At 58.5% G+C, this 10,265-nt stretch carries 12 protein-coding genes; 9 read left to right on the forward strand and 3 right to left on the reverse strand.

The genetic code is table 11. From position 1 onward, the window contains the following. Both PHW69_08305 and PHW69_08310 read right to left on the reverse strand, forming a co-directional pair. Positions 1-252 (reverse strand): hypothetical protein (locus PHW69_08305; GenBank protein ID MDD4005187.1); only part of this gene is annotated, 252 nt, incomplete at its 3' end. After that, positions 252-677: a hypothetical protein gene (locus PHW69_08310; GenBank protein ID MDD4005188.1), complete on the reverse strand. Its 426-nt coding sequence runs from the start codon at positions 675-677 to the stop codon at positions 252-254. The genes PHW69_08310 and PHW69_08305, both read right to left, overlap by 1 nt. 151 nt (positions 678-828) lie before the next feature. Here PHW69_08310 and PHW69_08315 point away from each other — a divergent pair, with 151 nt between their 5' ends. Beyond that, positions 829-1,422, forward strand: coding sequence for a hypothetical protein (locus tag PHW69_08315; protein MDD4005189.1), 594 nt, complete (start codon positions 829-831; stop codon positions 1,420-1,422). Positions 1,423-1,468: 46 nt separating this feature from the next. Next, positions 1,469-2,035, forward strand: coding sequence for a hypothetical protein (locus tag PHW69_08320; GenBank protein ID MDD4005190.1), 567 nt, complete (start codon positions 1,469-1,471; stop codon positions 2,033-2,035). A 389-nt stretch (positions 2,036-2,424) separates the two neighbouring features. Here the strand turns inward: PHW69_08320 and PHW69_08325 are convergent, their stop codons facing one another. Continuing rightward, on the reverse strand, positions 2,425-4,074 hold the full coding sequence (locus PHW69_08325; protein ID MDD4005191.1) for an NAD+ synthase: 1,650 nt from the start codon (positions 4,072-4,074) through the stop codon (positions 2,425-2,427). A 328-nt stretch (positions 4,075-4,402) separates the two neighbouring features. Here PHW69_08325 and rpsB point away from each other — a divergent pair, with 328 nt between their 5' ends. The 7 genes from rpsB to dxr all read left to right on the forward strand — a co-directional run bounded on the left by rpsB (position 4,403) and on the right by dxr (position 10,226). Then, positions 4,403-5,227, forward strand: a complete 825-nt coding sequence (rpsB, locus tag PHW69_08330; GenBank protein MDD4005192.1) for a 30S ribosomal protein S2 — start codon at positions 4,403-4,405, stop codon at positions 5,225-5,227. A gap of 77 nt (positions 5,228-5,304) precedes the next feature. Continuing rightward, the gene (tsf, locus tag PHW69_08335) at positions 5,305-6,123 is read left to right on the forward strand and encodes a translation elongation factor Ts (GenBank protein MDD4005193.1); all 819 of its coding nucleotides are present in this window, start codon (positions 5,305-5,307) and stop codon (positions 6,121-6,123) included. Positions 6,124-6,128: 5 nt separating this feature from the next. Further along, entirely contained in the window at positions 6,129-6,830 is a 702-nt protein-coding gene (gene pyrH, locus PHW69_08340) for a UMP kinase (protein ID MDD4005194.1), read from the forward strand. Between the two features lie 25 nt (positions 6,831-6,855). Further along, on the forward strand, positions 6,856-7,428 hold the full coding sequence (gene frr, locus PHW69_08345) for a ribosome recycling factor (protein ID MDD4005195.1): 573 nt from the start codon (positions 6,856-6,858) through the stop codon (positions 7,426-7,428). Positions 7,429-7,430: 2 nt separating this feature from the next. Beyond that, on the forward strand, positions 7,431-8,147 hold the full coding sequence (gene uppS / locus PHW69_08350) for a polyprenyl diphosphate synthase (protein MDD4005196.1): 717 nt from the start codon (positions 7,431-7,433) through the stop codon (positions 8,145-8,147). An 89-nt stretch (positions 8,148-8,236) separates the two neighbouring features. Beyond that, on the forward strand, positions 8,237-9,049 hold the full coding sequence (locus PHW69_08355; protein MDD4005197.1) for a phosphatidate cytidylyltransferase: 813 nt from the start codon (positions 8,237-8,239) through the stop codon (positions 9,047-9,049). Position 9,050: 1 nt separating this feature from the next. Next, the gene (gene dxr / locus PHW69_08360; protein ID MDD4005198.1) at positions 9,051-10,226 is read left to right on the forward strand and encodes a 1-deoxy-D-xylulose-5-phosphate reductoisomerase; all 1,176 of its coding nucleotides are present in this window, start codon (positions 9,051-9,053) and stop codon (positions 10,224-10,226) included. Positions 10,227-10,265: the final 39 nt, after the last annotated feature.

A 10,265-nucleotide genomic window follows, 5' to 3' on the forward strand; every position in this document is an offset into this window, starting at 1 on the left:
CAGTAACCGCAGAAAATCCTCGAACTTGTAGCCCAATTCGCTTAAAAGCAGTTGTTCGCCCGTGCGCAGCGACAGCCTGGCCGTGTAGCCTTTATGCTCGACGCGGGCGATATCCCTCAGCGAAAAAAGCAGGGGACTGCCGGACTGCGGCGCGACGCAGAGGGTTGCCTGAGCGAGTTTGATTCCGGCTTTTGAAGTTTCCAGTTCCGCCCCGCCTGAGTCCAGCAGGGCATAGGTAGCCGTGCAATTCATTATTTTATGAAGACGTAGTTTATGGTGCGTTTCACGCCCATGAATTCCGCCACTATTTCAACGGTTCCTTCCCGCAGTCCCTTGACCGTGGTCATATCGCCTGCTGCGGGAGTTATTTCCACCATTTCAGGTTTGCTGGCGGTCCATTTCGGGACGACTTTTATGGGCCGGTTGTTAGCGTCCCTGCCCTGCGCGCACAGCACGGCGGTTCCGCCGATGCTTATGGTCATTCCGTCGGGCGAAGGGCCGGATTCTCCGAACGGCACATTGCCCACATAAACCACCAGTTTGGAGAGCGGGCCCGCCTTGAGCACGTCTTCAATGGGCGGCATCACGTTTCTGAGATTGGCAGAGCATGCGGACAGCAAGAGCGTGCCCGCAATTACCAGCAACGAACCTGTTGCGCCCCGTTTAAGTTTATGCATTCTGTTTCCCCCTTTAAGCGTTCTCGCACATACGCGCAGTGTACATCTTTTGTTGTCCGCTTTCAATAAACAAACTGCGCGGCCGTCCCGTTGCCAAAATATGGCGCGTATGCTAACGTATGTATAATTCATTTTTGAAACAGGAGGCGCAATGTTGTCACCGCTCGCCAAAATACCGCACGAGCTTCTTTTTCCGGGTTTTATCCTGCTGATATTCATTATTGCCTATACTGTCGCCCGCCGCCGCGCCGATTTATTGAAGCGGCTGGAATCTGTTTTTCCGGGCCGGACTTTTCTCCGGTGGTTCGTGCCGACTTTTGAGGGCATGTGCGATGCGTTCGCTTTTTCCGTCCGGCTTACTGGCGGCGGGAAGAACAATCCGCCCCGGCTTAACGTAATCATGCGGGCGCCGGTGGCCATGCGGATGACGATAAGAAAGGAAGGCGCGTTTTTTTCCATCGGCAAGTCGCTGGGATTGTTAAAGGATGTCAGGATAAACGATCCCCTGTTTGACAGCGAATTCATTATTTCGGCCGCCGACGACGACGCGGCCGTGCGGTATCTGTCGGCATCCGGAAAAAAGGACGGCATCCGCCGTGTTTTTAACGCCGGTTATGCATTGCTCACTTTCAAGGACGGGGAAATAAAAGCGGAGAAAACCTATTATACCGTCGCCGATATCGGGCCGGATGCGCTGGCGGACGTAGTCCGCTCGCTGGCGGTTCTCGCCAGAGATTTACAGTAAATGCGCCGGATGATTTTGCGGAAGGCGCGGTGATAACGGAGGCCATATGCACACGGTTTTTGCTGCCGGATTCGGCCTGTTCGCTTTAATATCGGCTTATATCTCCGCCCGGCGGCACGCTGACGCGCTGGCGGGGCTGGAGTCCGTTTTCCCGGGAAGAACGTTCCTGCGCTGGCTTGTGCCCACTTTTCAGGGTTCGTGCGACGCTTTTGATTTCACTGTCCGTCTTTTCGGGTTCGGTGAGAACGGCGCGCCGCGTCTTGTTGTCGGCATGAAATCGTTTGCGGTTATGCGGCTTGAGGTGAAAGGAAAATCCAGGGGTTTTTCATTTGGCGGATTGCTGGGCCGGTCGAAGGAAATCAAAACAGGCGACGACGTGTTCGACGGCGAGTTCGCCGTTTCGGCTCCCGATGAAGGCGCGGCAGTGCGTTATCTGGCTTCGCGGGAGAAAAGGGAAATAATACGCCGCGTGTTTTCCGCCGGCTACCGCAAGCTCGTTTTAAGGAACGGGGAAATAACGATCGAAAAGCTCCGCTATGCCGACGCGGATATCACGCCCCCGGCGCTGGCGGACGTAGTCCGCTCGCTGGCGGTTCTCGCCAAGGAATTTTAGGGCGCCGTCATTCATAGCGCAACGCTTCAACCGAATCCTGTTCCGGCTGTCTGATGCCGGGAGAATTGGCAAATACAGTCCGTATATTATGAATCCCGGGAAAGCGTCCGGCGCAAACCGTTGCCGCCGCACGGAACAGCAGCAATGCGGTTTGCAGAAATTTTTTGTCCATAAAGTGTTCCCCGGCGGATATATCCAGACTACTTCATAATGTAAATAATTCAGGGCGAACGCACTTTCACCGGATGTGCGGGATTGGAACCGGGGGCCGGCCTCTTCGCATAAGCGTTGTGAGCCTGGCGCCTTGTACCGCTTGCAAAGCCGGGGTAGTTTCATGATAACAGGCTCCGCCCGGCAGCTGCCGGGCGGGGCCTTTAAGTTTCAGCCGGTCAGCGGTGATAGCCGCGCGCGATGGGCATTCTGCGCCCCGTGCCGAACGCCTTGGTCGTGATTTTAAGAACCGGCGGGGCCTGTTTGCGTTTGAATTCGTTGCGGTCTATGCGCGCGAGAATACCGGCGACGGTGCGGCTGGCAAATCCCTGCGCGGCTATTTCTTCCGGCACGGCGTTATGCTCTATGTAGGCGGCGATGATGGGGTCTATCGTTTCATAGGGCGGCAGATCGTCCTGATCGGTCTGGCCCGGGCGCAGCTCGGCCGACGGCGCGCGTGTTATCGTGCGCCGGGGGATGCCGCGCTCTCGGGTTGTGTTGTACCAGCGCGCGATGTCATAAACCAGCACTTTCGGCGCGTCGCCAAGCGGGGCCAGCGCGCCGTTCATATCACCGTACAGGGTGGAATATCCAACCGAAAATTCGCTTTTGTTGCCCGTAGCCAGCAATAGCGCGCGCAGTTTGTTCGAGATGGCCATCAGCATCGTGCCCCGTATGCGCGCCTGAAGGTTTTCTTCGGCCGTATCGGGTTTCATTCCTTTGAAGGGCGTTTTCAAAGCGTCGGTGAACGCCCCGAAAACGCCCTCGATGGGCAGTTCGTGAAATTGCGTCAGGCCAAGATTTCCGGCCAGTTCGCGCGCGTCGTTTTTGCTTATGCCGGAGGTGTAGCGCGTGGGCATCGAAACGCCGATCACGTTTTCCGGGCCGAGCGCGTCCACGGCGAGCGCGGCGACCACCGCGGAATCTATTCCCCCGCTGAGGCCCAGTATCACCGACGAAAACCCGCATTTGCGCACGAAATCGCCGATCCCCAGCGACAGCGCGCGCGCGGCCTGTTCCGTATCGGAAATTCCGGGATCGGGCGCAGGCGCGGTGTTTTGCGGAAACGGGAACTCAAGGTTTATCAGTTCTTCCTTAAACTGCGCGCCGCGCGCCACCACCCGGCCCGCGCGGTCAACGGCGAGGCTGCCCCCGTCGAATACCAGATTGTCGTTGCCGCCCACCTGATTGCAGTACAGAAACGGTATGCCGTGTTTTTTTGCGTGGCCGCACAGCAGTTCGCGCCGCAGGTCCGGCTTGCCGATATGAAACGGCGAGGCCGAGAGGTTTACTATCAGATCCGGCTGCCGGCGCATCAGTTCGCGCACGGGGTTTTCGCGGTAAAGATGGCGTTGAGCAAGGCGGCTTTCGGTCCATACGTCCTCGCAGATGGTCACGCCCAGTTTCACGCCCTTGAAGTTTATCGGTTTGTTGGACAGCGCGGGCGCGAAATAGCGGTCTTCGTCGAACACGTCGTAGGTCGGCAGAAGGGTTTTAGCCTGCCTCGCCCGGATTTTTCCTTTATGCAGCAGCGCGGCGCAGTTCTGCAGAGGGTTGCCGGTGCGGGCGCGGTTGAAATCAATGTAGCCGACCAAAGCGGCGGTATCGCCGATTTTCCCGGCCAGTTTGTCAAGCGCGCGCAGGTTTGCGGCGATAAAGCCCCGGTCATTCCACAAATCCAGCGCCGGGTAGCCGGTAATGGCCGCTTCCGGGAAAATGACCAGCTCCGCGTGCTGTCGGGCGGCTTTTTTCACGGCCGCCAGAATTTTGCGTGTGTTGCCGTCAATATCGCCTACGGTTGTGTTGAGCTGTGCCAGAACGATTTTCATGGGCCGCATTCTCCGGTTATGATATATGCGATAATTGCAGCGCTTGTTTGCCGTCGGGGCAAGCGGCGCGTCCTGCTGAACCATTGCGAAATTATCGCAATTCCGGTATCCGATTGCAATGCGCGCGTCACCACGGCCGGCGCGCCCGCAATGAAATTAAATAGAGCGTTATATATAGCGTGCGCGGGATCATCTTTATTTGGTACAATATGCAGGTACGGGTCTTCACGTCTGACTAAGGGGCGCACAGCCGTTTCCTGCTTTAAGGAACGCAAGCCGCCGCCTGGGGCGCGAAAAATACAGCCCGTCGCCTATCGAGAGGAAAGTAATGAACATATCAATGAAAAACATGCTGGAAGCCGGGGTGCATTTCGGGCATCAGACGTCGCGCTGGAACCCCAAAATGAAACGCTATATTTTCGGGGAACGCAACGGCATCCATATTCTGGATCTCCAGCAGACGGTGAAGGAACTGAAGAAGGCCTACATTTTCACGAAAGAACAGTCGGAATCCGGCGCCAAGTTCCTGTTCGTGGGCACGAAGAAGCAGGCCCGCGACATTGTCAAGGAAGAGGCCGAGCGGGTCAGCGTGCCCTGCGTGTTTGAGAAATGGCTGGGCGGCACTCTTACCAACTTCTCGACCATCAAAAATTCCATCGAGCGGCTTGACGAGCTTGAGAAATGGGAAAAGGAAGGTCTTTTCAACGCCATTTCCAAGAAAGAGGTTTCCCGCCTGAGCAAGGAGATGAACCGGCTGCGCAAAGTGCTTGGCGGCATCCGCCACATGAAAGGCGTGCCGGACGTGATGTTCATCATTGACCCCGTGGACGATGACGGCGCGATCCGCGAAGCGCGCAAGCTCGGCATCAAAATCGTTGGCGTATGCGACACCAATTCCGATCCCGATCTGGTGGATTACCCGATTCCGGGCAACGACGACGCCGCCCGTTCGATCAAGCTGTTCTGCAGCCTGATCGCCGACGCGATCGCCGAAGGCCGCACCGCCACCGCCGCGAAGGACGCCGAAGCGGAGCTCAGGCTCGCCGCTGAAGCGGAAGCCGCCGCGAAGGCCAGGATCGAAGCGGAAGCCGCCAGCGCGAATGTTGATCTCGCCGGGAAGGACACGGTGGAAATCGCCGAGGAAGTAAAGTAACACCGCTCCGCCGCGGCCCCGGGCCGCGCGCGCCGGGCCGGGATCCGGCCCGCCAACGATTGAGGAGAACGCCAATTATGATGGACAAGATAAAATCACTGCGCGACGCCACCGGCGCCGGCATTATGGCCTGCAAATCGGCCCTGATCGAAAACAACGGCGATTTTGACAAGGCCGTGGAATACCTCCGCAAGAAAGGGCTTGCCGCCGCCCAGAAACGGGCCGGCCGGGAAACCAGCGAAGGCTGTACCCGCATCAAGACCGACGCCAGGGGGATGGCGGCCGCGCTGCTCAACCTCGGCTGCGAGACCGATTTCGTCGCGAAGACCGACGATTTCAAGTCGCTCGCCGACCGGCTTGTCGAGCATCTTTTCGCCAACCCCGGCGTTACCGCCGAAGACGAAAAGCTCAAGGCGATCGTGCTGGAAGTCGCGCCGAAACTCGGCGAGCATATTGACGTGAAAAAAGCCGAATATGTCAAGGTGAACGGCAAAGGCGCGCTGAGCTATTATATTCATACGGACAACAAAAAAGCCGCGATCGTGGAATTGCAGTCCGACACCGCCAACGTGACCAAACTGCAGGAACTGGGCAAAGAGCTGGCGCTGCAGGCTGTGGCGATGACGCCGAGCTGGGTGCACCGCGAGGAAGTGCCGGCTTCGGTTATCGAGTCGGAGAAGGACATTTACCGCACGCAGGCCGCCAACGAAGGCAAGCCCGCCGCCGCGATAGAAAAGATGCTTGAGGGCCGGCTGCGCAAGTTCTACGAACAGAACTGCCTGCTTGACCAGATCAGCATCCGCGACAGCAAGAAAACCGTGTCGCAGTTCATCGCCGAGGCCGAGAAGGAGCTGGGCGCGCCGGTGAAAGTGGCGCGGGTGGAAAGAGTCGGATAAAAATTATGCCGAAACGGATACTGCTCAAGTTGTCCGGAGAGGCTTTGCAGTCGCAGGGACTGAGGGGCGTGGCCCCCCAGTCCCTGCGGCATATAGCGGGTGAAATAGCATCCGCGCATGAAACGGGGGTCGAACTGGCTATCGTGGTGGGCGGCGGCAATATCTGGCGCGGCGCGAAAGACGCGGAAGATCTTATTTCGCGCGTCATGTCCGACAATATGGGCATGCTTGCCACAATTTTTAACGCGCTGGCGCTGCAGGCCGCGCTTGAAAGCGCCGGCAAGGCCACCCGCGTGCAGACGGCGATGCCCATCATCACGCTTGCCGAGCCGTATATCCGGCGCAAGGCGGTGCGGCACCTTGAAAAAGGGCGCATCGTGATTTTTGCGGGCGGCACCGGCAACCCCTATTTCACTACCGATACGGCGGCCGCGCTGCGCGCCTCCGAAATCGAGGCGGACGAGATTTTAAAGGCCACTCAGGTGGACGGAGTTTATACGGACGATCCCCAAAAGAACCCCGCGGCCAGGCTGATCAGGACGATCAGTTACCGGGACGCGCTTGACCGCGGCCTGAAATTCATGGATACCAGCGCCCTGGCGCTGTGTCTTGAGAATCAGATTCCCATCCGGGTGTTCAACCTGCACAAAAAAGGCAATATCAGAAAAGCGGTGCGCTCCGGCGGAGTGGGCACTCTGATAAGCTGAACGTTTTTTCAGGAAAGGAGAAATTATGGACGAATTGATCGGCGTTACGGAACTGATGCAGTCGCTTGAGCTGGAAATGGCTGGTTACGTTGAGAAGATGAAGAAAGACCTCGCCACACTGCGGACCGGGCGCGCCAATCCGCAGCTGATTGAAAATATCCGGGTTGAATATTACGGCACGATGATGCCGCTTAACCAGGTGGCGGCGATTTCGCAGCAGGACGGGCGCACGCTGGTTGTCGCTCCGTGGGATGCCGGCGCGCTGGAAGCCGTTGAAAAAGGCATCCTCCAGTCGGATCTTGGCGTGACTCCCCAGAACGACGGGAAAATTATCAGGCTCGCTTTGCCCAGCATGACGGAAGACCGGCGGCGCGAACTGGCCAAAACGATAAAAGGCATCAGCGAAGATTTCAAGGTGAAAATCCGCAACGGCCGGCGCGACGGCAACGAGAAAATCAAAAAAGCCCAGAAAGCCAAAGAGATAACCGAGGATGATGCCAAGCGGTTCGAGAGCGATATCCAGAAAATGACCGACCGGTTCATCGCCGAGATTGACAAGGTTATCGCCGTAAAAGAAAAAGAGATAATGACCGTCTGACGATGAGCGGCTTTATTCCCCCCCCGCCGGATTCCGCCCCGCTGCCCGCGCATATCGCCATTGTGATGGACGGCAACGGGCGCTGGGCCAAGGCGCGCGGCCTTTCGCGGTTGGAAGGGCACCGGGAAGGGGTTGAGTCGGTCGAGGCGATAATAAAGGCCTGCTGCGACTTGGGCATAAAGGTGCTTACGCTGTACACGTTTTCGACGGAGAACTGGTCGCGCCCCCGATATGAAGTATCCGCGCTGATGCGCCTTTTGTGCAGTACGCTGCGCGCCAAACACGGCTTGCTCATGAATTACAACGTGCGGCTGAAAATCAGCGGGCGGCGCGAGGGCGTGGGCAAGACGGTGCTGGAAGAGCTGGACGAGGAAGCGCGGCTGCTTTCCGCCAATACCGGGATGATTCTTAATCTGGCGTTTAATTACGGCGGGCGGCAGGAGCTGACCGATGCGGTGAACAGACTGCTGGCGGCCGGCAGAACGGGTGTTACGCAGCAGGATATAGCGGACGCGCTTTATACCGCCGGCCTGCCGGACCCGGATCTTGTAATCCGCACTTCCGGCGAACGCCGCATTTCCAATTTTCTGTTATGGCAGGCGGCATACGCGGAATATTATTTCACCGATGTTTTCTGGCCGGATTTCCGCGCGCCACAGCTGAACGCCGCGCTGGCCGATTACAGAAAACGCGAGCGCCGGTTCGGCGGAATTAAATAAGTCCGGCCCGGGTCGGTTCCCCGGATTTTACGGTTTTTCATTTTCCCCCTTTACGGGCGGTTCGCCCGGAGCGGTATGGAGGTTTGTTAATGCTTATTCCCCGCGTTTTGACCGCGCTTGTCGGGATTCCGCTTATACTGGGGTCCATCCATTTCGGCGGCGCGGTGTATGCGTGTTTTGTGGCGGCGGTGGTGTTTCTTTCACTGCACGAATACGGGCTTATCTTGTGGACGGGGCGCAAGCCGGTTTCCCGGGTTGCACTGCTGCTGTTCGGGGCGCTGGCGGCGTTTGGCGCGGTCGCGGGACGGATGCCGGCAGGCGGAATTGATAACCTGGTGCCGCTTGTCATCAGTCTGGTCGTGCTGGGCCTGCTTTCGTGGGAAGTGCTTACCCCCAAACGCAGCCTTGAGCGGTTTTCCAACACTATGGCGGGCGTGTTTTTAGTGGCGTGGCCGCTGGCGCATCTGGTGAATGTCCGCGCTCTTGCGCCTTATGGCGAGTATTATACTTTCATGCTGTTTCTTACCGTGTGGGCGTGCGACACGGCGGCCTATTTCGGAGGCCGCGCGTTCGGCTCGCGCAAGTTGAACCCCGAGGTAAGCCCGAAAAAAACGTGGGAAGGCTCCATAGCGGGATTTCTTGCGGCGGTCGCCGTTTCGGCGTTGCTGAGGGCGATACTGGTGCCCGGTGCGCTTTCGGTGACGGATGCGCTTGTTCTGGGCGCGCTGGCGGGCGTGTGCGGGCAGATTTCCGATCTGGCCGAATCGGTGATAAAACGCAGCGCCGGCGTGAAGGACTCGTCCAACCTGCTGCCCGGCCACGGCGGCGTGCTTGACCGGTTCGATTCGTATCTGCTGCTTGCGCCGGTCTATTACTACGCGCTTGTTTTTATGGGTAAATGAAATGAAAAGAATAGTGCTTCTGGGTTCCACAGGTTCCATAGGCGTATCCGCGGCTGACGTGGTGCGCGGGCTGGGCGAAGGGTACGAGCTTATAGGGCTTGCCGCCAATTCGCACGACGCGCTGGTGCTTGCTCAGGCCGCGGAGTTCAAACCCCGATGGGTCACGCTGGCCGACCCGGCGGCTTCGGCGCGGCTGGCGGGCAGGCTCCCGCCCGGCGTGAAGCTGCTGCCGCCCGGCGCGGCAAGCCTTGTGGAAATGGCCTGCCACCCGGACACAGATCTGGTGGTTAGCGGCCTGGTCGGCGCGGCCGGTTTTGAGCCTTTGATGGCGGCCGTGCGCGCGGGCAAAACCATAGCGCTCGCCAACAAGGAGCCTATGGTGATGGCCGGCGCGGCGATTATGGAGCAATGCGTTAAACACGGCGCGAAAATTATCCCCGTAGACTCGGAGCCGTCGGCGGTGTTTCAGTGTCTTGAAGGCGCGGACGACGGCGATTACCGCGCCGCGGCCAGGGCGATAGCGCGGGTGTTTCTTACCGCTTCGGGCGGCCCGTTTCTAAATTATAAAGGAAAGCTGGACGAGGTTACCCCCGCGCAGGCGTTAAAGCATCCGCGCTGGAAAATGGGCCCGAAAATCACCATTGATTCCGCCACCCTGATGAATAAAGGGTTTGAGGCTATTGAGCTGATGAATATGTTCGGGCTGCGGCGCGAGCAGGTCCGCACGGTAATACATCCGCAATCGGTCATCCATTCGGCGGTGGAGTATGAAGACAGTTCGGTGCTGGCGCAGCTGTCGCTGCCGGACATGCGCCTGCCCATCCAGTACGCGATCACCTGGCCCGGCAGGCGGAAAAGCCCCGTCGCGCCTTTAAACCTTTTCGAGCTTGGCAGGCTGGAATTTTTCGAGCCGGATTTTTCGCGGTTCCCCTGCCTTGCGCTGGCCGAGGAAAGTTACCGGCGCGGGGGCACATACCCGGCGGCGGCGAGCGCGGCTGACGAAGTGGCGGTGGACGCTTTTTTAAAGGGCCGTCTGAAATTCACCGGCATAGCGGGCGTTGTGGAATATGTGCTTAACCGGCATGACGGCGGATCAGGCAGTCCTTCTCTGGACGCGGCCGTAAATGCGGATGAAGCCGCCCGCAGGCTGGCGGGCGAAGCCGTGTCCGCCGCCTAGACGGTTCAGGAAGACGGAGATTTAAACAGGTTCAGGGAA

Source organism: Elusimicrobiaceae bacterium, assembly GCA_028700325.1.
Taxonomy (GTDB): domain Bacteria; phylum Elusimicrobiota; class Elusimicrobia; order Elusimicrobiales; family Elusimicrobiaceae; genus JAQVSV01.

Bases quoted from the DNA above. Each gene is read 5' to 3' on its own strand.
- PHW69_08355 (MDD4005197.1), top strand. From the start codon at position 8,237: ATGCTTATTCCCCGCGTTTTGACCGCGCTTGTCGGGATTCCGCTTATA.
- rpsB (MDD4005192.1), top strand. From the start codon at position 4,403: ATGAACATATCAATGAAAAACATGCTGGAAGCCGGGGTGCATTTCGGG.
- frr (MDD4005195.1), top strand. From the start codon at position 6,856: ATGGACGAATTGATCGGCGTTACGGAACTGATGCAGTCGCTTGAGCTG.
- dxr (MDD4005198.1), top strand. From the start codon at position 9,051: ATGAAAAGAATAGTGCTTCTGGGTTCCACAGGTTCCATAGGCGTATCC.
- uppS (MDD4005196.1), top strand. From the start codon at position 7,431: ATGAGCGGCTTTATTCCCCCCCCGCCGGATTCCGCCCCGCTGCCCGCG.
- PHW69_08325 (MDD4005191.1), bottom strand. From the start codon at position 4,074: ATGAAAATCGTTCTGGCACAGCTCAACACAACCGTAGGCGATATTGAC.
- pyrH (MDD4005194.1), top strand. From the start codon at position 6,129: ATGCCGAAACGGATACTGCTCAAGTTGTCCGGAGAGGCTTTGCAGTCG.
- PHW69_08320 (MDD4005190.1), top strand. From the start codon at position 1,469: ATGCACACGGTTTTTGCTGCCGGATTCGGCCTGTTCGCTTTAATATCG.
- PHW69_08310 (MDD4005188.1), bottom strand. From the start codon at position 677: ATGCATAAACTTAAACGGGGCGCAACAGGTTCGTTGCTGGTAATTGCG.
- PHW69_08315 (MDD4005189.1), top strand. From the start codon at position 829: ATGTTGTCACCGCTCGCCAAAATACCGCACGAGCTTCTTTTTCCGGGT.
- tsf (MDD4005193.1), top strand. From the start codon at position 5,305: ATGATGGACAAGATAAAATCACTGCGCGACGCCACCGGCGCCGGCATT.